Source organism: Reyranella sp., assembly GCF_965227665.1.
Taxonomy (GTDB): Bacteria; Pseudomonadota; Alphaproteobacteria; order Reyranellales; family Reyranellaceae; genus Reyranella.
On record NZ_OZ245767.1, the window covers coordinates 671,721 to 693,434 of the forward strand.

Annotated in this window: 21 protein-coding genes; 9 read left to right on the forward strand and 12 right to left on the reverse strand. The window is 66.6% G+C overall.

Features of this window, described 5'->3' with window-relative positions; genetic code table 11:
• Positions 1-22: 22 nt before the first annotated feature.
• Positions 23-1,042, reverse strand: a complete 1,020-nt coding sequence (locus ACO07I_RS03325; protein WP_422014285.1) for a zinc-binding dehydrogenase — start codon at positions 1,040-1,042, stop codon at positions 23-25.
• Positions 1,039-1,926, reverse strand: coding sequence for an alpha/beta fold hydrolase (locus tag ACO07I_RS03330; RefSeq protein WP_422014287.1), 888 nt, complete (start codon positions 1,924-1,926; stop codon positions 1,039-1,041). Before ACO07I_RS03330 ends, ACO07I_RS03325 begins: the two co-directional genes overlap by 4 nt.
• Before the next feature lie 45 nt (positions 1,927-1,971).
• On the opposite strand from ACO07I_RS03330, the gene ACO07I_RS03335 reads away from it, so the two are divergent.
• Both ACO07I_RS03335 and ACO07I_RS03340 read left to right on the forward strand, forming a co-directional pair.
• Positions 1,972-3,303: a Rieske 2Fe-2S domain-containing protein gene (locus ACO07I_RS03335; RefSeq protein ID WP_422014289.1), complete on the forward strand. Its 1,332-nt coding sequence runs from the start codon at positions 1,972-1,974 to the stop codon at positions 3,301-3,303.
• Between the two features lie 4 nt (positions 3,304-3,307).
• Complete coding sequence (locus tag ACO07I_RS03340) at positions 3,308-4,738, forward strand: glutamine synthetase family protein (protein WP_422014291.1); 1,431 nt, start codon at positions 3,308-3,310, stop codon at positions 4,736-4,738.
• A 3-nt stretch (positions 4,739-4,741) separates the two neighbouring features.
• On the opposite strand, the gene ACO07I_RS03345 is transcribed toward ACO07I_RS03340, so the two are convergent.
• Positions 4,742-5,194, reverse strand: coding sequence for a nucleoside deaminase (locus ACO07I_RS03345; protein ID WP_422014293.1), 453 nt, complete (start codon positions 5,192-5,194; stop codon positions 4,742-4,744).
• Positions 5,195-5,317: 123 nt separating this feature from the next.
• On the opposite strand from ACO07I_RS03345, the gene cutA reads away from it, so the two are divergent.
• A complete protein-coding gene (gene cutA / locus ACO07I_RS03350; RefSeq protein ID WP_422014295.1) occupies positions 5,318-5,638 on the forward strand; it encodes a divalent-cation tolerance protein CutA in 321 nt (106 codons plus the stop codon).
• Here the strand turns inward: cutA and ACO07I_RS03355 are convergent.
• Positions 5,635-6,108, reverse strand: a complete 474-nt coding sequence (locus ACO07I_RS03355) for a VOC family protein (RefSeq protein ID WP_422014297.1) — start codon at positions 6,106-6,108, stop codon at positions 5,635-5,637. The two genes, cutA and ACO07I_RS03355, sit on opposite strands and share 4 nt — an antisense overlap.
• Before the next feature lie 45 nt (positions 6,109-6,153).
• Between ACO07I_RS03355 and ACO07I_RS03360 the strand changes: the two genes are divergently transcribed.
• Positions 6,154-6,747 carry a TetR/AcrR family transcriptional regulator gene (locus ACO07I_RS03360; protein ID WP_422014299.1) on the forward strand — a complete coding sequence of 198 codons (594 nt, stop codon included), beginning with the start codon at positions 6,154-6,156 and terminating at the stop codon, positions 6,745-6,747.
• Here the strand turns inward: ACO07I_RS03360 and ACO07I_RS03365 are convergent.
• Together ACO07I_RS03365 and ACO07I_RS03370 are read right to left on the reverse strand one after the other, a co-directional pair.
• On the reverse strand, positions 6,728-7,726 hold the full coding sequence (locus ACO07I_RS03365; RefSeq protein WP_422014301.1) for a formylglycine-generating enzyme family protein: 999 nt from the start codon (positions 7,724-7,726) through the stop codon (positions 6,728-6,730). The two genes, ACO07I_RS03360 and ACO07I_RS03365, sit on opposite strands and share 20 nt — an antisense overlap.
• 80 nt (positions 7,727-7,806) lie before the next feature.
• Positions 7,807-9,411 (reverse strand): arylsulfatase, encoded by a 1,605-nt coding sequence (locus ACO07I_RS03370; protein ID WP_422014303.1) that lies wholly within the window; start codon positions 9,409-9,411, stop codon positions 7,807-7,809.
• 78 nt (positions 9,412-9,489) lie between these two features.
• Here ACO07I_RS03370 and ACO07I_RS03375 point away from each other — a divergent pair, with 78 nt between their 5' ends.
• Positions 9,490-10,470, forward strand: a complete 981-nt coding sequence (locus tag ACO07I_RS03375) for a LysR family transcriptional regulator (protein WP_422014305.1) — start codon at positions 9,490-9,492, stop codon at positions 10,468-10,470.
• Positions 10,471-10,482: 12 nt separating this feature from the next.
• Here ACO07I_RS03375 and ACO07I_RS03380 read toward each other — a convergent pair whose 3' ends face one another.
• Positions 10,483-11,556: an NAD(P)H-dependent flavin oxidoreductase gene (locus ACO07I_RS03380; protein ID WP_422014307.1), complete on the reverse strand. Its 1,074-nt coding sequence runs from the start codon at positions 11,554-11,556 to the stop codon at positions 10,483-10,485.
• A gap of 96 nt (positions 11,557-11,652) precedes the next feature.
• Here ACO07I_RS03380 and ACO07I_RS03385 point away from each other — a divergent pair, with 96 nt between their 5' ends.
• The 3 genes from ACO07I_RS03385 to ACO07I_RS03395 are packed head-to-tail and all read left to right on the forward strand — an operon-like array spanning position 11,653 to position 14,302.
• On the forward strand, positions 11,653-12,525 hold the full coding sequence (locus tag ACO07I_RS03385; protein ID WP_422014309.1) for a LysR substrate-binding domain-containing protein: 873 nt from the start codon (positions 11,653-11,655) through the stop codon (positions 12,523-12,525).
• Positions 12,522-12,884 carry a VOC family protein gene (locus tag ACO07I_RS03390; RefSeq protein ID WP_422014311.1) on the forward strand — a complete coding sequence of 121 codons (363 nt, stop codon included), beginning with the start codon at positions 12,522-12,524 and terminating at the stop codon, positions 12,882-12,884. The genes ACO07I_RS03385 and ACO07I_RS03390 overlap by 4 nt, the downstream gene beginning before the upstream one ends.
• 11 nt (positions 12,885-12,895) lie before the next feature.
• Entirely contained in the window at positions 12,896-14,302 is a 1,407-nt protein-coding gene (locus tag ACO07I_RS03395; protein ID WP_422014313.1) for an amidase, read from the forward strand.
• Between the two features lie 8 nt (positions 14,303-14,310).
• Here the strand turns inward: ACO07I_RS03395 and ACO07I_RS03400 are convergent, their stop codons facing one another.
• Entirely contained in the window at positions 14,311-14,571 is a 261-nt protein-coding gene (locus tag ACO07I_RS03400; protein ID WP_422014315.1) for a hypothetical protein, read from the reverse strand.
• 55 nt (positions 14,572-14,626) lie between these two features.
• Positions 14,627-16,417, reverse strand: a complete 1,791-nt coding sequence (locus ACO07I_RS03405) for a hypothetical protein (RefSeq protein ID WP_422014317.1) — start codon at positions 16,415-16,417, stop codon at positions 14,627-14,629.
• 66 nt (positions 16,418-16,483) lie between these two features.
• Here ACO07I_RS03405 and ACO07I_RS03410 point away from each other — a divergent pair, with 66 nt between their 5' ends.
• Complete coding sequence (locus ACO07I_RS03410) at positions 16,484-17,515, forward strand: 5-methyltetrahydropteroyltriglutamate--homocysteine methyltransferase (RefSeq protein ID WP_422014319.1); 1,032 nt, start codon at positions 16,484-16,486, stop codon at positions 17,513-17,515.
• 12 nt (positions 17,516-17,527) lie between these two features.
• On the opposite strand, the gene pobA is transcribed toward ACO07I_RS03410, so the two are convergent.
• The 3 genes from pobA to ACO07I_RS03425 all read right to left on the reverse strand — a co-directional run bounded on the left by pobA (position 17,528) and on the right by ACO07I_RS03425 (position 21,670).
• Complete coding sequence (gene pobA, locus ACO07I_RS03415) at positions 17,528-18,709, reverse strand: 4-hydroxybenzoate 3-monooxygenase (RefSeq protein ID WP_422014321.1); 1,182 nt, start codon at positions 18,707-18,709, stop codon at positions 17,528-17,530.
• An 82-nt stretch (positions 18,710-18,791) separates the two neighbouring features.
• Entirely contained in the window at positions 18,792-20,957 is a 2,166-nt protein-coding gene (locus ACO07I_RS03420; protein WP_422014323.1) for a hypothetical protein, read from the reverse strand.
• Positions 20,954-21,670, reverse strand: coding sequence for a class I SAM-dependent methyltransferase (locus ACO07I_RS03425; protein ID WP_422014325.1), 717 nt, complete (start codon positions 21,668-21,670; stop codon positions 20,954-20,956). Before ACO07I_RS03425 ends, ACO07I_RS03420 begins: the two co-directional genes overlap by 4 nt.
• Between the last annotated feature and the right edge of the window lie 44 nt (positions 21,671-21,714).

Here is a 21,714-nt window from a genome sequence, read left to right on the forward strand (position 1 = left end):
GTGTCCCGAAGCGCTATCAAAGTCAGCGCCACGGCTCCACGAGAATCTTGGTGTGGTTCTCCGGATTGCCCAGTTCCACGAACGCCCCCTTCACGCCATCGAGACCGACCTTGCCGGTGATCAGTGCGTCCGCATCCACCTGGCCATCCGCCAGCAGGCGAAGGCAGCGCGCAAACTCTTCGGGCGTGTAGCCCAGCACGAACTGGAGCGAGAGTTCCTTCAGGATGCCGAACAGCGGCTCGATGCGGTCCGGCTCCATGCACACGCCGGCGACGACGACGCGCGCGTCGCGCGGGGCCGCCTCGAAGACTTGCTGCAACAGGCCCGGCACGCCGACGCATTCGAAGATCACCGCACGCTTCCCCGGTGTCAGCGTCGCATAGGGCGACTCGACCTTGGGATCGATCACGATGTCGGCGCCCATTTTCGCGGCCAGCTCGCGCCGCTTGGGCGAGAAATCGGCAGCGATGATCGGATGGACGCCCTTCAGCCGCAGCCCGACGATGACGGCTAGTCCCACCGGTCCGCAACCCACGACCAGCGGCGCGTCGTTGTCCTGCAGCGCCGCCTTCTCAACGGCGTGGATGCCGACGGCGAGCGGTTCGGTGAGCGCCGCGTGATCGGCCGACAGGCCGTTCGGCACTTCGAGCAGCAGAGGCGCCGCCAGCACCATCCGCTCGCCATAGCCGCCGGGAAACTCGTTGGAGTAGCCCACCGTGCGATGGCCATCCGCCTGGGGAATCACCGGCATCGAGCAGACGAGCGTGCCGGGCTTGAGCCTGCGCTCCGTACCGGGACCATAGTCCAGCACCTCGCCGCAGAATTCATGACCGAACACGACGTCGTGCGACAGGTCGAGCGGCTGGCGCCCGGGAATGCGCTTCGACATCTCGACCATGTGCGGCGCATGCTTGGCATAATGCAGGTCCGAACCGCAGATGCCACAGCACAGCGTTTTGACGAGCACCTGTCCGGCCGCCGGTACCGGCTCCGGCACCTCGGCGACCCGCATCTCGCCGCCTCGCAGGACTGCCGCTCTCATTTGATGAACTCCCGCGTCGTTGCCACGAAATCGTCGAGCCGGTCATGCTGGACCCAATGGCCGGCGCGTTCGAACTCGACCACCTGGGCGGTCTTGAAGTGCTTGATGCGGCCGTCCTTCTCCGGATTGGAGGCCCAGCTTTCCTTGCCGTAGACCAGCAGGGTCGGACAGGTGATCCGCGACCACAGTTCCTCGATCGCCTCGTAGCTCATGTCGTAGGGCTGGTTGACGCGCACATAGTTGTCGAACTTCCAGCTGTAGGTGCCGTCCTCGTTCTGGTTGACGCCCTGCTCCGTCAGGTGGCGCGCCTGTGCGGCGGAGAGATGCTTGTTCTCCTCCTGCATGCGCTTGAAGGCATCCTCGATGGTCGGGTACTTGCGCGGCGCGCGGGCCGACAGCTTGCGCTGCTCGTCGATCCACGCCGTCATGCGCTCGCTCATCGACTTGTGGCCGCGCTCCTCGATCACCTTGGGCGACGGTCCCAGCCCCTCGATCGCCACCAGCTTGCGGACCTTGTCGGGATGGATGCCGGTATAGCGCAGGCAGATGTTGCCGCCGAGCGAATGCGCCACGATGGTCACCGGCGCCAGGTTCTGCTGATGGATCAGCTGCGCCAGGTCGTAGATGTAGGCCGCCATCGAATAGTTGCCGTCCGGAGACCACTGGCTGTCGCCATGCCCGCGCAGGTCCGGACAGATCACGTGCCAGTCCTTGCGCAGAGCCTGTGCAACCCAATCCCAGTTGCGGCAATGGTCGCGCCCGCCATGGACCAGCAGGAGCGGCGGCGCTTCCGGGTTGCCCCAGTCGACATAGTGGAGACGCAGACGCTGGGAAAAGAAGACGCGGGAAGTGGGCCCCGGCATGCCGTTCAGGGAGGAGTTCATGCGGTCCCTATAGCGAATCCCGGTGGTTTGCGTCACTCTCGGCCCATGATGAGTCCCGAGCAGAACGAGCTGATGACCCGGGTCGGTCCGGGCACGAAGTGCGGCGCCCTGATGCGCCATTACTGGCATCCCGTCGCCCTCGCCGACGAACTGCCCGCCGAGCGGCCGGCCAAGCCGGTGCGCGTGCTGGGCCAGGATTTCGTGCTGTTCCGCGACGAGCACGGGCGGCACGGGCTGCTGGATCGCGACTGTCCGCACCGCGGCGCCGACCTCGCCTTTGGCCGCCTGGAAGATGGCGGCCTGCGCTGCCTGTTTCACGGCTGGCTGTTCGACGTCGACGGCAGGTGCCTGGAGACCCCCGCGGAACCGGAAGGCAGCGTGCTCTGCCAGAGGGTGCGCCAGCGTTCCTATCCGGTCGTGGTGAAGAACGGGATCATCTTCGCCTATCTCGGCGAAGGCGAGGCCCCCGCTTTCCCGGACTTCGACTGCTTCCTCGCGCCCGGCACGCACGCCTTCGCCTTCAAGGGGCTGATCGAGTGCAACTGGCTGCAGGCACTCGAAGTGGGCATCGACCCCGCCCACGCCTCCTATCTTCACCGCTTCTACGAGGACGAGGATACCGGCGCAGCCTACGGCAAGCAGTTCCGCTCCGCCTCCTCCGATTCCGACATCCCGATGACCCGCCTGCTGCGCGAGTTCCCGCGACCGAAGCTCGACGTCGAGGCCACCGACTACGGCCTGCGCCTGTTCGCGCTGCGCAAGCTCAACGAGCAGCATACGCATGTGCGGGTCACCAACCTGGTCTTCCCCTACGCCTTCGTGATCCCGATGAGCGCGGAGATGACGATCACCCAATGGCACGTGCCGATCGACGATACGAATTGCTACTGGTACGCGATCTTCACCAGCTTCGGTAAGCCGGTCGACCATGCCGCCATGCGCGAGCAGCGACTGAAGCTCTACCAGCTTCCCGACTACCGCCCGCTGATCGGCCGCCACAACGACTACGGCTACAGCGTCGCGGAGCAGAAGAGCCAGACCTTCACCGGCATGGGCTTCGACATCAACGTCCACGACCAGTGGGCGGTCGAGAGCCAGGGCCGCATCCAGGACCGCACGCGCGAGCATCTCGGAACGACCGACAAGGCGATCGTCGCCTACCGCCGCATGCTGCTGTCGGCCATCGGACAGGTCGGCAACGGCGAGCGGCCCATCATGTGGCTCGACCAACAGCGCGCTGCCGCGATCCGCGGTCCCGTGGCGATCGATGGCATGGGTCCGACCGAGGGCTGGGACGCCTACTGGAAGGATGTCGACGTGCGCCGGCGCCGTGCCTCGAGCTGGGCGGCCGACACCGTCCCGCCGCTGGTCGCGTGAGCCGATGAGCCTGGTCGAACGCGCGGGCCTCTGGACCGAGGACCGCAAGGCCGCGACGCGCGAGGCCGAGCGGCGCATGAAGGCCGGCGACATGTCGGTCGTGCGTTTGGCCTTCGCCGACCAGCACGGCATCCTGCGCGGCAAGACGCTGATGGCCTCGGAAGTCGACGCCGCGCTGAAGAACGGCGTCGGCTTCACCACCACCATGCTGCTGAAGGACACGTCGCACCGTACGGTATTCCCGGTCTGGCAGCCGGGTGGCGGCTTCGGCATGAAGGAGCTGGAGGGCGCGGCCGACGTGGTCATGCTGCCCGATCCCACGACCTTCCGCGCACTCCCCTGGGCGCCGCATTCCGGCTGGATGCTGTGCGACATCTACTTCGCCGACGGCCGGCCGATGCCGCTGTGCACGCGAAACATCCTGCGCCGGACGCTCGGGGCGCTGGGTGATCGCGGTTACGATTTCGTCGCCGGCCTCGAAGTCGAGTTCCATCTGTTCAAGCTGGAGAAGGCCAGGCTCGGCACAGGCGATGCCGGGCAGCCGGGCGAGCCGCCCGAGGTGTCGCTGCTGAACCAAGGCTATCAGTACCTGACCGAGCAGCGCTACGACGAGATGGACCCGATCCTGGAAATCCTGCGCACCAACCTCGTCGATCTCGGCCTGCCGCTGCGCACGCTGGAAGTCGAGTTCGGCCCCAGCCAGGTCGAGTTCACCTTCCGCACCGGCACCGGCCTCGATCCCGCCGACACGATGGTGCTGTTTCGCAGCGCCACCAAGCAGATCGCCCAGCGCAACGGCTTCCACGCCACGTTCATGTGCCGCCCCAAGCTCGCCAACGTGATGTCGAGCGGCTGGCACCTGCACCAGTCGCTGACCGACCGGAAGAGCCACACCAACGCCTTCGCCGACGGCACGGAGCCGTTGTCGGCGACCGGCCGGCACTACATGGCTGGCCTGCTGGAACATGCCCGCGCCGCCGCCGCGTTCAGCACGCCGACGCTCAACGGCTACAAGCGCTACCGTCCCTTCTCGTTGGCGCCCGACCGCGCCATCTGGGGCCGCGACAATCGCGGTGTGATGGTGCGCGTGCTGGGCGGACCGGGCGATCCCGCAACGCATCTCGAAAACCGCGTCGGCGAACCGGCCGCCAATCCCTATCTCTACATGGCGAGCCAGATCGTCTGCGGCCTCGACGGGCTGGAGCGCACGCTCGATCCTGGCCCCTCCGCCGACAAGCCCTACGAGACCACGGCGCCGCTGCTGCCGCGGTCCCTCGCCGAGGCGCTGACGGCCCTTAGGGAGAGCAAGGTGCTGCGCGCCGGACTCGGCGACTTCTTCGTCGACTACTATCTGCGCCTGAAGCAGGCCGAGATCGACCGGTTCGAGCTCGAGGTCAGCGACTGGGAGCAGCGCGAGTATTTCTCGCTGTTCTGAGCCTCAGCCGTCCTCGCCGATATCCTCTGCCCAGGTGTCGGGATACTCGTCCTGGAAGCGCTTCATCAGGCTGATGCAGCGCAGGTCGTTCAGGACGACGACTTCGACGCCACGGGACCGCAGGAAGTCCTCGTTGCCGCCGAAGGTCTGGTTCTCGCCGATCACCACCCTCGGGATCTTGAACTGCACGATCGTGCCCGAGCACATCATGCAGGGGCTGAGCGTCGTGAACAGTGTCGTGTTGCGATAACTCCGCCGACGGCCAGCCTGGCGCAGGCAATCCATCTCGCCATGGGCGATGGCATCGCCCTCCTGGACGCGCTTGTTGTGACCGCGGCCGACGATGCGACCATCCTCGACGAGGATGGAACCGATGGGGATCCCCTTCTCGTCAAAGCCCTGCTGCGCCTCGGCCAGCGCCGTCTCGAACAGTTCCAACTCGGCCGAATTCGCCATGGATTTCTCCGCCTGCGTCCCGCTGCACCCTTTCCGCCCGAGCGGAAAATGGTCTACCCAATGTCCGTGTCAGTTTACTTCAGCCCGCCCACAAGCGTAACGCCGGGATCGGAAGAGATCGCCATGACCGCCATTGCCGTCGTCACCACCGTCGCCAGCCGAAAGGACGCCCGCATGCTCGCGCGGGCGATTGTGGAAGCGAAGCTTGCCGCCTGCGCCCAGATCTCCCGCATCGAGAGCGTCTATACCTGGAAGGGCGCCCTCGAGACCGGCAAGGAATATCGCATCCTGTTCAAGACGCTCGACGAGCACTACGCCGCCGTCGAGCGCGCGATCCTCGACCTGCATCCTTACGAGGTGCCGGCGATCCACGCCTTCCCGATGATGCATGTCGCTCCGGCCTATGCCGCCTGGATCGAGGACAGCGTCGCGGCCTCGGCCTAACCTGGGCCCTGGCCGCCCTCAAGCATCTTCGTCCAGCGCTTCTGCATCTCTTCCGGGCTCACCGCCTCCTGCGACGCGGCCAGGAACCAGCGATAGCCGAACGGACAGGCGACCATGCCGGAGCGGTCGCCGTAGAACTGATCCTGCACCGGCCGCACCAGGGTGGCCCCGGCGGCCACCGCGCGCTCAACGGCCTTGTCGGCATCGGGCACGGCGATGTGGAACGCCACGGGAGACCCGCCGATGGCGCCCGGGCTCCGCGCGCCGAAGTCGGGATATTCGTCGTTCATCATCAGCACCGTGTCGCCGATGCGGATTTCGGCATGGCCGACGCGACCCGCCGGCTCGACAAGGCGGAACAGTTCCACCGCCCCGAAGGCCTTTGCGTAGAAATCGATCGCAGCTTTCGCGTCGTGCACGGTCATGTGAGCTTTGACGGTCTGACCCGATGTCGCGGTCTTTGCGGCCATGGCATCACCTGTGTTATATTACGTTACGTATCGTAACGTTAATAGATGTCCCGTCAACCCTCCTCAACCCAACCGGCGCGCGGCCGTCCCCGCGATCCGCGCACCCGTGCCGCGATCCTGGTCGCGGCGCGCGATCTGCTGGGACGCGGCGGGCTGACAGCCGTCACGATCGAAGCGATCGCCCAGAAGGCGCGCGTTAGCCGCCCAACGATCTATCGCTACTGGCCGAACGCGCCCGCGGTCGCGATGGCGGCCTTCCTGGAAGCCACCGGGGCCGATGAGGCCGCAAGGGCGCCGCGCACCCCACTCTCGGCCCTGCGTGCCCAGCTCCATGCCCTGGCCGACGCCTTCGCCGCCCCTACCGGTCGCAGCGTCGCGGCCATGGTGGCCGCGGCTCAATCGGAGACCGAACTCGCCAAGGCCTTCAGCAACGAATTCATCGCCCGCAATCGAGACGCGACACGCGCCCTGCTGGACCGCTGCATCGCCGACGGGGCGATCGAGGCGCCGGACGACATGGAGCTGACGCTCGACCTGATCTTCGGGCCGCTCTTCTATCGCCTGCTGATGGGGCACGCCCCGATCACGCGCGCCTTCGTCGACCGGCTGCTCGACGCGGTCATTCCCGCGCGCGGCTGACACCCGGATCGGATCCGAGGTCGCCCGCCGGCCGGCCCCGCACGATGCAGCGGAAGCCGACATGGCTGGTGGTGGTATCAACCTGCTCGGCGTGACGCGCGGCGGGACGATAGCGCTTGCAGTAGCTCGGGGCGCAGAGATGGGAGCCGCCCTTGAGGACCTTGCGCGGGATTTGCACCGCGTCGCGCGGATCGTAGCTCTGCTCCAGCGTCGCACCGCGCGGATTTTCCGGCACGCAGCAGGCCTTGGCGGCGTCGGGGGCGTGTTGGGCGGCATACCAGTCCGCGGTCCATTCCCAGACATTGCCGATCATGTCGTGCACGCCGTAGCCGTTGGCCGGATAGGCCTTCACGGGAGAGGTCCGTGCGTAGCCGTCCGCGCGGCTGTTCTCGTGGGGAAAGGCGCCCTGCCAAGTATTGGCCATATGCGTGCCGCCCGGGGTGAGTTCGTGGCCCCAGGCGAACTCCGCGCCGTCGAGCCCGCCGCGCGCGGCGAACTCCCACTCCGCTTCGGTTGGCAGCTCCTTGCCGGCCCATCTTGCATAGGCCTCGGCATCCCGGAAGGCGACCTGCACCACAGGATGGTCGTCGAGCCCGCCGATATGGCTGCCCTTGCCATAGGGCCGCCGCCAGGTGGCGCCGAAGGTGAACCGCCACCACTGGCTCCAGTCGGTGAGATCGACCGGCTTCGAGGGCGGCGTGAACACCAGGCCGCCGGCCTTGAGCATCCCGGGGCGCGCGCCGGGATAGTCCTTCGGATCGGGATCGATCTCGGCCCAGGTGACGTACCCCGTCGCCTGGACGAAGGCCTTGAACTGCGCATTCGTGACCGGTGTGGCATCGATCCAGAAGCCGCCGACCGTCACGGTGTGAGCCGGCTTCTCCTCGGCATAGTGATGGTCGGAGCCCATGCGGAACGTGCCGCCGGGAATCCGGACCATCCCAAGGTGCGGCGAGCTGGTTCCAGCGACGCTATTCATGGCCGAAGTCCTACACGCCTCGCCGGCCGTCCGCTATGCGACGCGGACGGCCGGACGCCCTCTCCCCGGCGTTTAACTCTCTAGTTCGCGTCCTGCGGCGGCGAGGTGAGCTTCTGCAGCACGCCCTCGAGGTTGAACGAGCCCGGCTTCTGGCGCGGCGGGAATTCGACCAGCGTCTTGATGAAATTCGTGACGTAGGCCTGCGCCGGCACCAGCAGGTAGATGCGGTCGATGCGCCAGCGCCCGTAGCCCATGCCCTCATGGTCGGCGCGCTCGAACGGATCCGCCTTCAGGTCGAACAGCTTCGGCACGCGCAAGGTCACCATCGGATCCTGCCACACGTCGAAGCCGTGCTTGCGCTGCTCCATGAAGGCCAGTTTCCACTTGTCGTAGCGCAGCCCGGCCAGGCCGCCATCGTCGGTCCAGTAGAAGAACTCCTTGCGGGCGCTGCCCGTGCCGTTCTTCAAGAGCTCTCGCTGGTCGTAGCCGTCGAGATGGACCTTGAAGCTCTTGGGCCCGAAGGTGGCGCCCTGCTTCAGCTTCGCCCCGAGATCGGTCTCGCCAACCGAGGCCAGCAGGGTCTGCAACCAGTCCTCGGCCGAGAACACCTCGTTGATCTCGGTGCCTGGCTTCACCAGGCCCGGCCAGCGCACCATGGCCGGCACGCGGTAACCGCCCTCCCAGTTGGTGTTCTTCTCGCCGCGGAACGGCGTGGTGCCGCCGTCGGGCCAGCTCATGACCTCGGCGCCATTGTCGGTCGTGTAGATCACGATGGTGTTGTCGGCGATCTTGAGATCGTCGAGCTTCTTCAGCAGCTGGCCGACCTGGCCGTCATGCTCGACCATGCCGTCGGCGACGACGCCCAGACCGGTCTTGCCCTCGGACGACGGCTTGAGATGCGTCCAGATGTGCATGCGACTGGAATTGACCCAGGCGAAGAACGGCTTCTTGTCGCGTTTGGCACGGTCGATGAAGTCGAGGGACGCCGCGACGAATTCCTCGTCCACCGTCTCCATGCGCTTCTTGGTGAGCGGGCCGGTATCCTCGCACTTCTGCTTGCCCCACTTGCCGAAGCGCGGATCCTCGCCCGGCGTCTCGGTGGCCGTGGCGACGCATTTCAGAACGCCGCGCGGGCCGTACTTTGCCTTGAACGTCGGATCCTTGGGATAGTCGATGTTCTCCGGCTCCTCCTCGGCATTGAGGTGATAGAGATTGCCGAAGAACTCGTCGAAACCGTGCACGGTCGGCAGGAAGTCGTTGCGGTCGCCGAGATGGTTCTTGCCGAACTGGCCGGTCATGTAGCCCTGCGGCTTCAGCAGGTCGGCAATGGTCGGATCCTTCTCGGACAGGCCCTCGGGCGCGCCCGGCAGGCCAACCTTGAGCAGGCCGGTGCGGATCGGCGACTGGCCGGTGATGAAGGCGGCGCGGCCGGCGGTGCAGGATTGCTGGCCGTAGTAGTCCGTGAAAATCGCGCCTTCGCGGGCGATGCGGTCTATGTTGGGCGTGCGGTAGCCCATCATGCCGCGGTTGTAGGCGCTGATATTCCAGTAGCCGATGTCGTCGCCCATGATGACCAGGATATTGGGCTTCGCTGGCGTCTGGGCTCGTGCCGGGACAACCCCGCCCGCTAGGCCCACGAGGAGCGCCGCCGCCGACAACAGGCGCCCGATCTTGTTTCCGCCCATGGCTTCCCCTTTTGTATGATCTGGAAAACTGTTCTCATTGTCGATGCAAAACAAGATTGGGATCGATACAGTTCTTGAATGAACATCGATCTGAAGTTGCTGCACCACGCGCTCGTGCTCGCGAGGCACCGCCACTTTGGACAGGCCGCAGCGGCCCTGAACATCAGCCAGCCGACGCTCAGCCGGAACATCGCCGCCCTCGAGAAGCAACTCGGCATGAAGCTGTTCGAACGCTCGCACCGCGACGTGGTGCCGACGCCGGCAGGTGAAGACGTGCTCAAGATGGCCGACGAACTGGTCGGTCGCGCCGAGTCGCTCTCGAACCGACTCGAACTGCTGAGGGACGGTCGCGGCGGGCGGCTGCGTGTCGTCGCCGGTGCCTACATGGATGACATCGCGGTCCAGCCCGCGGCGATCGACCTCATCAAGGCCAATCCTGCGATCCGCCTCGAAATCCTGGAACGCGAGTGGACCGCGGCGCTGTCGTCCCTGTTATCCGACCAGGCAGACTTTGCCGTAGCCGATGTGCTCGCCCTGCGGGACATGCGGTCGCTCCGCGTCGACAGCCTCGGCCTGCTTCAAGGCGTTTATTTCTGCCGCGCCGGCCACCCGCTGCTGGCACGGCCCAATCCGCAGCCCGTCGACCTGCGCAACTACCCGCTGGTGATGCCGGGCATGTCGTTGTCGCGCATGTCGTTCATCGCCGACATCGACAGCGGCATGAGGATCGACGAGCGCGGCGGGGGTGTGCTGCCGTCGATCGCCGTGTCGTCGTTCCGCAGTGCCAGCGATATCGTGGCCGAAACCGACGCGATCAGCCTCGGCCATGCGACGCAGATTGCGGCCGGCATCGCCGCCAAGCGCTTCGCGCTCCTGCATCTGCCGTGGATCAGGAAGCTGCCCTCGGTCGAAATGGGCGTCGCCTGGAAGCGGGAGCGCACGCTACCGCCGGCGGCGCGCGCTTTCATCGATCTGATTCGCAAACACGTCCGCAAGGCGCAGGCCGCAGAATCGTCCGTGGCACCAAAAGCCGGCAGACGCACCTCCAGACGCCGCTGACGTCGAGGGCGGTCAGCCGCGCAAGCGGCCGAGCGCCACCGCGGTCTCGCGCACCATTGTCTGCACCAGTTCGCCGGCCGGCATCTCGCGCGCCAGGGTCGGCGCCTGCCCGCTCCACAACGGCGTGAAGTCGGTCGAGCCCTTGGCCTCGGCCGGCCCGCGCAGCGGCTGCGTCGCCTCCGCGGTCAGCGGGAAGGCCGGCGCGTCGGCGCTCATCGGTCCCAGCTCGCTCACGATGCGGTTCACGATGCCGCGCGCGGGACGGCCGGTGAACACGTTGGTGAGGGTCGTGCTGTTGTCATTGGCCTTCTTCAGTGCCGCGCGATGCAGTACGCCGGTGCGCGCTTCCGGCGTCAACATGAAGGCCGTGCCGATCTGGGCGCCCGCCGCGCCCAGCGCCAGCGCCGCCGCGATGCCACGTCCGTCACCGATGCCGCCGGCGGCGATCACCGGGACCTTCACCGCGTCCACGACCTGCGGCACCAGCGCCATCGTCCCGGCCTGACGCGAGACGTCGTCCGTGAGGAACATGCCGCGATGGCCGCCGGCCTCGGCGCCCTGCGCGATGACGGCATCGGCGCCCTCGGACTCCAGCCAGCACGCCTCCTCGGCCGTCGTCGCCGAGCCGATGATCAAGATGCCCGCCCCCTTAAGGCGCTGCATCAGGGACTTATCGGGAAGGCCGAAGTGAAAGCTGGCGACCCTGGGCTTGAACTCCAGCACCAGATCGCAGGCCGCCGCGTCGAAGGCGGCGCGCGACGGACCCTTGGTCCCGGCAGGCACACCCAGCTCGTCGTAGTAGCCCGCGAGCTTCTTGCGCCACGCCGCGTCACGCGCCGCGTCCACCGTCGGCGACTTGTGCACGAAGAAGTTCACGTTGAACGGCCGGGCCGTCCCCTGCTTCACCACCTGGAATTCCTGACGCAGGCCTTCCAGGGTCAGCATCGCGCCGGCAATCGATCCCAGCGCACCGGCCTCGGACGTCGCGATCGCCATCTGCGGCGACGTCACGCCCGCCATCGGCGCCTGGATGATGGGATGATCGATTCCGAAGAGGTCGAGAAGGCGGCGGTCCTGCCATTGCATGGCTGTTCTCTCCTTGTTGTGCCGACAGTTTAGGCCACGCGCCCGCATTTCAATTAGCGATTTATCCTAATCGAGGTCATCTGATATTCTGATGCAATGGATGCTAGGGACCTTGCCACCTTCGAATCTGTCGCCCGCCTCGGCGGCATGGGCCGCGCCGCGCGCGAGCTGAACACCGTGCAATCCAACGTCACGCAGCGCGTGCGACGCCTCGAGGAGGCGCTCGGCGTCACCCTCTTCGAGCGCAGCCGCGCCGGAGCCCGCCTTACAGCGGCCGGCGAACGGCTGATGCCCTATGCGACGAGAGTCGATGCGCTGCTCGACGAAGCCGGCCGTGCCGCCCGCGACGACGGCGCGCCACGGGGGACGCTCACCGTCGGCTCCCTGGAGACGACGGCCGCCCTGCGCCTCTCGCCCCTGCTCGCCTCCTTCGTGCAGGCTCATCCCGGGGTCGACCTCGTGCTGCGGACCGGCACGACGGCTGAAATGGTCGAGCGCGTGCTGGGCCGCGAATTGGAAGGTGCGTTTGTCTGCGGCCCGGTCTTGCATCCGCAACTGGTCTCGACTTCGGCCTTCACCGAGGAGCTGGCCCTGCTCAGCGCACCGACGGAAACGACGCTGGCGGCGGCGCTGCAGCGGCCCGACCTGCGCCTCGTCATCCTGCGGGCCGGTTGCTCCTATCGCCAGCGACTGGAGGAGCTGCTGGCGCGACGCGGCGTGGTCGGTCTTCGGCGGCTGGAATTCGGCACGCTCGAGGCGATCCTGGGGGCCGTTTCCGCCGGCCTTGGCATCTCGCTGATGCCGCGTGCCCTGATCGGCCCCACGTGGCGCGGCGGGAAGATCCGCGCGCACCGACTGCCCGCGGCCGAAGCGCAAGTACAGACCGTCTTCGTGCGCCGGCGCGACATGCTCCCCTCCAGCGCCCTCCTCGCCTTCCAGAAACACGTGACGAAGGGGCAAAGGAAATGATGCACGGCAGCACCACCATCTTCACCGTCACGGACGCCGCCGCCAGCCTGGCCTACTATCGCGACCATGTCGGGTTCGACATCGCCTTCGAATACGGCTCGCCGACCTTCTATGTCGGCCTCTGCTCCGGTGAGGTGTCCCTGCACCTGATCTCGGCGGCGCAGGCGCCACGACCGCCTGGCCACGGTGCCGTCAGCATCTATGTCGACGATGTCGACGCGCTGCACGCCGATCTCGTGAAGCGCGGCGCGAAGCTCCTCAATGCGCCGAGGGACCAGGATTACGGACTGCGCGACTTCGCCATTGCGGATATCGACGGCAACATGATCTTCTTCGCCATGGAACTGGGTAAGAGTTGAGCGAGGGTATCATGGAGCTTTGGCAGTACGACGCGACCGACCTGGCGCGTTTGATCCGCACGGGACAGGCCTCGGCGCGGGAGGCGGTCGATTCCGTGCTTGCCCGCCTGCACAAGGTGAATCCCGCCATCAACGCCGTGGTTCGGGTGCTCGAGAGAGAAGCCCGCGCCGAAGCCGAGACGGCCGACGCGGCGCGCGCGCGCGGCCATGCCCTGCCGCCGCTGCACGGCGTCCCGGTCACGACCAAGATCAACGTCGACCAGGCGGGCCTGCCGACCGACAACGGCGTCATCCCGCTGAAGGACCTGATCGCGCAGGAAGACAGCCCGGTGGTGGCCAACCTGAAGCATGCCGGCGCGATCATCGTGGGCCGCACCAATGCACCGGCCTTCTCGATGCGCATCTTCTCCGACAACGCCCTGCACGGACGCACGCTCAATCCACGCGATCCCAGCGTGACGCCGGGCGGCTCGAGCGGCGGCGCGGGTGCTGCGACCGCGACCGGCATCGGCGCCATCGCCCATGGCAACGATATCGGCGGTTCGGTGCGCATTCCTGCCTACTGCAACGGCGTGGTCGGACTCCGGACGGGTTTCGCCCGCATCCCCGCCTTCAATCCGACAGGAGCCGCGGCGGGTCGACCGATCGGCGCCGTCCTGATGGCAACGCAGGGTCCCCATACCCGTACGGTGCGAGACGCCCGCCTCGCCCTCGAGGTGATGGCCCGCGGCGACCGGCGCGACTGGCGCTGGAACGACGTGCCGATGCGCGGCCCTGTTCCCGCACGCCCCATCAAGGTCGCGATCGTGCCGGAAGTGCCGGGCGGCAAAAGTCATCCGGCCCAGGTCGAGGCGGTGCGGCTGGCCGGCAGGCATCTCCACAGCGCGGGCTACATGGTCGAGGAGGTGCTGCCGCCGGACATCGAGCGGGGCGTCGAGCTGTGGCACCAGATCTGCGTCACCGACGTGTTTGGCGGTCTGTGGCCTGCCATGCAGAAGATGGGCGATCCCGACGGCATCGCCGCCATGCAGGCCTGGCTGTCGATCCACAAGCCGGTGAATCTCGCGACCTATGTCGCGGCGCTGACGGAGCGCGAGGCGCTTGCCTTCCGCTGGATGACCTTTTTCCAGCAGTGGCCCCTGGTCATCTTCCCGACCCTGTGCGACCTGCCGCCCAAGCAGGTGGCGGACATCACGCCCGAAGGGCAGCGTGAGGTTCTGGAGTCGATGCGCTCCGCGCTGATCGCCCCGCTGCTCGGGCTGCCGGGCCTGGCGGTGCCGGTCGGCAGCCACGGCAAGCTCCGCACCGGCGTGCAGATCATGTCGATGCGCAACCGCGAGGATCTCTGCCTCGATGCCGGCGAGGTCATCGAGGCCTGCGAGGGTCTCGTGACGCCAATCGACCCGGTCGGCGCCTAGCGGGATACTCAGCTGCGCGGCGGAAGTTCGATCTTCAGGTCGCGCAGCTTCTGCTCGAGGACGGGAATGCCCGCCGGGTTGCCGTTCTTGCACTGGTCGAGCGCGACGCTGGTTTCGAGCCCGTTCTGGATCCCGCCGCGACCGGCGCCTCTCTTCATGAGGAGAGTCTCGTATGTCGCGGCCAGGGACTTGCAGTAAGCCACGTCGTCCGGGGCAGCCGACGCGGCGATCGGCAGGATCAGGACCAGGCTGGCGATCAGAATTTTCATGCGATTTTTCATCCCGGAATAATGCGCGCCTTGCCTGACGAACGCCTGACGTCGCTCACTTGATTATGTCTCGGAAGATGCACTTCTCGACCCCTTCGCCTGAGACGGCGGCGCGGCTGGACCACTGCCAAAGCGGGTTCCAGTAGGACTCGATCAGCGTGTCGGCCGCCTTGCGGTCGTCGACGATGTAGCCGAACTCCTGCAGGTTCACCGGGTACATGTTGTCGGAGCCGATGTAGAAGATCCGGTCGTCGACCATCCAGAGCTTGGCATGATTGGAGATGGTCTTGCCGCCGGGCCAGGAATCGTCCGGTCCGAAGCGGAAGGGCGCCAGGTGGAAGCGGCTGCACAGCAGTGCGTTCACCGGATCGGGGCCGTTGCGAACGGCATAGCGCGACCTCGGATCGGCTGTATCGATGCGCTTCTGCACATTGTCCTTGAGGCGCTTCGCCACCGCCCGCAACGGCACATCGTTGTGATAGGGGCTTCCGCCATTGCCGATCGATCCCGGGTTGGACAGAACGACATAGACGTCGCCGCCCCGCTCCATCAGGTCGATCATCTCGTCGAGCGCGTTCTCCGGAAACAGGGTGTCGGAGCGCCCGAGACGGAAGCCGAGATCCTGCTGTGAGACGCGGATGGTCCTGCGGGCGGCCCCGAACATCAGGTCGCGCGCCAGCTCGCTCTGGTTGGCGAAATCTTCGGTGATACCGGCGCCCAGCCGGCCGATGCCCATGATCTCGACGCTCCCCGTGCCCGCAGGTGCGCGGCGGGTCGCGAGCGCTGCGGGACAACGCGGTTCGGAGTTACTCCCGCCGGGCGCGTAGCTCACCAACGAAATGGATTCCTTGTGGTCCAGATTGGAGCAGACGTAGCTCCACAGACGATCGGCGAAGCGCGATGCGCTGGCCGCGGCCGGCCCTCGCACCTGCATGGAAAGATCGTGGACGGGATTGTCGGTGAGGTAGTCTTCGGTCCACAGATTGTGCCCGCCGACGATCGCCTCGCGCCCGTCCGCCACGATGAACTTGCCGTGATTCCAGGAGAAGCTGTTGCAGGACTCCAGAACCGTGCAGCTCCTCATTGCCGAGACGCTGACGGTGACCTGGGAACCCGGGATGTTGCGCGCGGTCTCGATCAGCTCGTTGAGGATCGCCGCCGCATCGACGCCCTTGGGCGGGAACTGCCCGATGAGGATGCGAACCTCGACCTTGCGGCGGCTGAACGCCAGCTCGGCGATGGCGGCCCGGAGCGCAGCTGTAAACCTTCCGTTCGGCGCAGGTTGCAGTTCGACGATGTCGACGCTCTGGCGGGCGCTGGCCACCAAGTCGTGGATCCGCAGCGGCAGCGCATCCGAATGGCCGAGGCACACTTTCCGCGCTGCGGTTCGCAGACCGGGCGTGCGTGGCCAGATCGCGGTGCAGGTGCCGCCTCTGCAATCGGCATCCGTGCTGCAGGCCGGCAGCGAGATGTCGACCTCGCAATCCTTGCAGCCCATCTCGAACCAGGTGAGATCGTCGGCCCTGCGGCCCCAGCGGTTGGGAGTCTGCAAAAGCCAGTCGACCACCAGGATGTTACCGCGCGTCAGATCGTAGGTGATGCCGGCAAAGCCCCCCGCCGGGTCGCTCTTGGCGAGTTCGCGCTGCAGCTGCTGCAGCGGGTCTGGCATCGACAGGTCCAGCGGGCGGATGTCGCGGTCGCGCATTAGAGCGGCGAGCGAGGTCGAAGATCGCAGAAGGCCAAAGGTACGTTCGGCCTGAGCGTCATCTACCGAACTGCTGGGCAAATCCCCGCTGCAGGATCCGACGACGACCAGAACCAGCAGCAACAGTATGCGTGCGAACATGGACAGGGACTTAATCGGGTCGCAGACTGTCGGGCAATCGAAGTTCGCTGAAAATGGAATTGAACAATGGGCGAAACGCTCCTCCAGACCACCGTGGTCGGCTCCTATCCCCAACCCGACTGGCTGGTCGATCGCCAGCTGCTGAGCAAGGGCGTGCCACGTACGCGCGTGAAGGACATGTGGCGTGTGCCAGAGCCCTGGCTGGAGCAGGCGCAGGACGACGCCACGTTGCTCGCCATCCGCGACATGGAGCGCGCCGGGATCGACGTCATCACCGATGGCGAGATGCGCCGCGAGAGCTACTCCAACCGTTTCGCGACGGCGCTGGAGGGCATCGACGACGAGAACCCGGCGGAGATCGTGAACCGCAGCGGCAACCGCACACCCGTGCCCCGGATCGTGGGCAAGATCCGGCGGACCGGACCGGTCGAGCTGCGCGACATGCAGTTCCTGCGCGCCAATACCGAGCGGTTGGCCAAGATAACCCTTCCCGGCCCCTTCACGATGGGCCAGCAGGTGAAGGACGAGTATTACAAGGATGCCGAGGCGATGTGCATGGACTACGCCGCCGCGGTCAACGAGGAGGCCCACGAACTGGTCAAGGCCGGCGCCGACGTGATCCAGCTCGACGAGCCCTGGCTGCGCAATAACCCGGAAGAAGCCAAGCGCTATGCGGTGAAGGCGATCAACCGGGCGCTGGAAGGCATCACCGTGCCAACGGTCATCCACCTCTGCTTCGGCTACGCCGCCGTGGTGACCGGCCTGAAGCCCACCGGCTATTCCTTCCTGCCCCAGCTCTCCGACACGATCGCCCAGCAGATTTCCATCGAGTCGGCGCAGCCCAAGCTCGACCTCGGCGTGCTGAAGGACCTGGCGCCCAAGAAGGTGATGCTGGGCGTGATCGACCTCAGCGATCCCGCGGTCGAGACGCCCGAGACGGTCGCCGGGCGCATCCGCGCCGGCCTGAAGCATGTCGGCCCAGACAAGCTCCTGCCCGCGCCCGATTGCGGCATGAAGTACCTGCCGCGCGCCACCGCCTTCGGAAAGCTCAAGGCCCTGAGCGAAGGCGCGGCGATCGTGCGCAGGGAACTCGCCTAGACACTCGGCTTCTCAGAACGGCAGGCCGACGTAGTTCTCTGCGAACACCGTCTGGCCGGCCGGCGAGGACAGCAGGTAGTCGATCTCGGCCCGCTGCATCTGCTCGGCGAAGCTCCCTTCCGGATGAACCTTGTGCATCAGCAGGGTGAGCCACCATGAGAAGCGCTCGGCCTTCCACACGCGCGCCGACGCCCGGTCGCTATAGGCGCCGAGCAGAGTGCTGTCGTTCCGGGCATAGTGCGAGACGAGCGCCCGCGACAGATAGTGGATGTCGGAAGCCGCCAGGTTGAGGCCCTTCGCGCCGGTCGGCGGCACGATGTGGGCGGCGTCGCCGGCGAGAAAGAGCCGGCCGTGTCGCATCGGCAAGCAGACGAAGCTGTGCAGTCCCGTGATGCTCTTCTCGATCGCGGGGCCCGTGGTGACATGGCGCGCGACGTCCGGGCCGAGGCGCTGCTTCAGCTCAACCCACAGCCGGTCGTCGGGCCAGTCCTCCAGCTTCTCGTGCCGGTCGCACTGGATATAGTAGCGACTGCGCGTATGGGAACGCATCGAGGCCAGCGCAAAGCCGCGCGGATGGCTGGCGTAGATCAGCTCGTCAGAGCACGGCGGCACGTCGGCCAGGATACCGAGCCAGCCGAACGGGTACTCCTGCTCATAGATGCGGAGGCTCGCCGCAGGCAGAGAGGAGCGGCTCGCGCCCCGGAAGCCGTCGCAGCCGGCAATGAAATCGCAGGCCAGTTCGTGATCGACGCCGCCAGCCCGGTAGGTCAGCCGCGGCCGGTCCGTCTCGAAGTCATGCAGAGTGACGTCCGCCGCCTCCCAGACGATCGGCCCATCGCCGGCCAGGCGGGCCGCGATCAGGTCCTGCACCACCTCGCTCTGGCCGTAGACCGTGATGGTCTTATCCGTCAGCCCGGCCAGGTCGATGCGGAAGCGCCCGCCGTCCAGTCCGAGTTCGACCCCCTCGTGGACCAGCCCCTCGCGGTGCAGGCGCTCCGCCACGCCTGCCTCCTCCAGAAGCTTGACGGTGCCGTGCTCGAGAACGCCGGCACGGATGCGGGCCTCGACGTAAGCCCGCGACCTGTCCTCGAGGATGACACTCTCGATCCCGTTCAGTTTCAGCAGCCGCGCCAGCAGCAAACCTGCCGGTCCCGCGCCGATGATCCCCACTTGTGTGCGCTGCTGCCGTGCCATTCGCGTCCTCTTTCCCAAGGGATCAGGATGGGACGCCCGATGTGCCAAGTAAACCTGCCCCTGCCCCTGACCCTCAACGGCTCTACTCCTGGGAGCTCACCTTGCAGGCCAGCGTGCCGTACTCGCGCCGGCCTGCGATCGGCTCGATCTCCATGATCTGGGGCGGCTTCAGCGAGCGCATCCAGGCGTCGACCAGCTGCTTGTTGGAAGCGGCGTTGAAGAACAGGCAACCGCTGCGCATCCCGGCGACCCGGGCGATCCAGGCCTCCTGCTCGGACCGCAGCCAGAGGCTGTTCTTTGGCGAGGTGATGCCGGAGAGCGAGCGCAGCCCGCCCAGGAAATAGGCCGTGTCGGGATGGGCGACGAGATCGTCGAACCTGTAGGATCCGAGCTCCACGGCCCGGCCCTTGAGACGGTCGCGCAACAGGCCGAAGAACTCGTCGACTTCCGCGAAATCCGGGTGGTTGCGAAAGGCTGCCTGCACTCTGGGCAGCGGCGAGTAGAGCCCCGCCAGATCGGAAACGTCGCTCCGATGGCTGCGAAGCTCATCATAGAGATCGAGTGCGGCCCTGGAGTCTCGCCAGACGCCGCCGAGGCCGGCCACCCTGCGCTCGACCTCGAGCCGACCGGAAACCAGAGCCTCGGCGATAATCGCCACCGACATGACCATCAGCACCGTCCGTGCCGTGCCGGGCGCCAGGCAGCGCCAGAGATAGACCGGCAGCATCAGCAGGAACAGGCCCAGAAGGAACGACGGGCCCGCCAGATGCGACGTGTCGGAGCGCAGCAGCGAAAAGAGATGGAGCACGAAGGCCCCTACCGCGACGCCCGCGAACTTGGCGCAGAACGCCCGCGTCGGCTCGTCGGCCGTTCTCCACCGCCGTCCGAGGAACGCAGCCAGCAGGCCGATCGCCAGCAGCAGGACGAACACCAGAGCGTAGGTGAGGATGAGCTCCCGGAACTCGCCGGCGACTCGCAAGTCGGTTTGCAGCCGTCCGTTGACGATGTTCCAGGCAAACTGCAGACCGAGATTGTCGGACCAAATCGAGTTGGAGACGCCGGCCATCACCAGGCTGGACTTCGCATTTGCGCGCGAAACCACCTCGAAGAGGTGTGCCGGTCCCATGAAGGCCGAGACCAGAGCCACGAAGGTGGCGCCGCCCGCGAGGACGAACAGGCCCGCGAACTTCGCGAGTCGCTGCGGTGTCATGCCGGACGCCGGGCCAAACAGGGCGAGCGAGAAGATCAGGACGAGCAGACCGCCGCTCAGGTTCTCCTGGCTGAGGAACCCGCCCGCCCCCCAGAGCATTCCCGCCAGCACCACCGTCGGCCAGCCGCGCCGGCCGGCGCCGGCCCCCAGAAGCAGCCAGGCCAGCCAAAGCGCGAGGATGGCAACCACGATCCACCGCGTGAGTACGGCCCAACCCGCCAGATCGATCCGCTCGGCCGGGCTCGGCCAGAGTATCCAGGCGACGAGCCCGGCCACCGCCCAGCCGAAGCCGAGGAACTGCTGAACGACGACGAAGAAGAGAACGACGCAGGCGACGTTGAGTAGAAGGTTGGCGGCGAGGAAGCCGTGGTTGCTGAAGTGCACGAAGTCCGTCAGCTCGCGGAGGAGCAACTGGTTTCCGGGTCCGTATTGCGTCTGCGCCTCGAGGTACGGAATCGCACCGAGTCTGATCTGCTGCAGCGCACTCAGGTGAACGTGCGCATGGAGGTCATAGAAATTTGCCAGGCCCATCCCGCCGCCGACCTCGGCGCTGCGCAGGGCCGGCAGGCCGAGCCAGCAGTAGGTCAGCACCGCGATGCCGAGCGCGCCCTGGAGTCGCACAGGCCATCGCGACGAGGTCACGTCACCCGGCGGACGCGCGACCGAGGCCGTGCCCTGGACGAAGGCGACCCAGAGCCAGTGAAAGGCGATAAACGCCGCAATACCGAGATAGCCGAAGACCAGCGCGCGCTTGTCCATCCGCCCCCAGTCGATGACTTCGTCCTGAGGCGAGATCGCACCCGAAGGCGCCAGTGCGAGATAACAATATCCGCCGACGGCCCCGAGCAAGCCGACGCCATAGATTAGTGAAGCGTGCCCTCTCCCGTCCCGCCTCGCCATCCAATGGACGAACGCCAGCGCCACTGCCGCCGTCGGCAGGCCAGCGACCAGAAAGGCGAGCCTCGACTCCAGGACGGCGACCTCGAGCAGCATCAGTGCGGCCGCGGCGAGGCAGATCAGCCCTTGCTGCCGTGTCACGGCCGCGCCGTGGCCAGCAGGAGATTTCCGGCGCCGAGATGCATCACGTGCGTCTCGATAGCATTCAGGACATTGGCCGCCCGCAGGCCGAACACGGCCGCGAACGGCGCCAGGCCAACGGCGGTCCTGATCGAGACATCGCGATAGCCGGCCGCAGCGAGATGTTCGCCGAGCAGGCTTCGGCGGTATTTGTTGATGTGCTGCTCGACGTAGTTCACCGGCGACGCCGCGTTGACGCCCAGTTCGATCAGCGGCCAGAGCGACCGGTAGTTGGGCGTTGTCACGACGAGAAGGCCGCCGGGCGCTAGCAGGGCGCGGGCTTCGGAGAGCAGGCGGATCGCAGCGTCGGGGGGCAGGTGTTCGATCAGCTCCACCATCGTCACAGCATCGTAGCGCTCGCCCGCCTCGGAAAGGCTGACGAGCGACTGCGTGGAAAAGCGATGCGTCGCACTTCCATAGGTGCGGGTCGCGTAGTCGATCTGGGCGGCACTGATGTCGATGCCGAGCGCTTCGACGCCCGGCAGATAGTTTCCAATGAAGGTGCCGGGACCGCATCCGATATCGAGAACACGCCCTGGCGTGCCGAGCCGGGCCGCGACCGTCCGGAACTTCAGGTCGTGCCAGCTGAAGCGTATGCCGGCTCCTTCCCGATACACCCTGTCATAGAATCCTGCCGGGATATGCTTCTCATAGTCGTAGACGGTGTGTTCCATTGCGGCTTGTCAGGCTCTCCCGGCCTCGCATACAGATGGGCCAC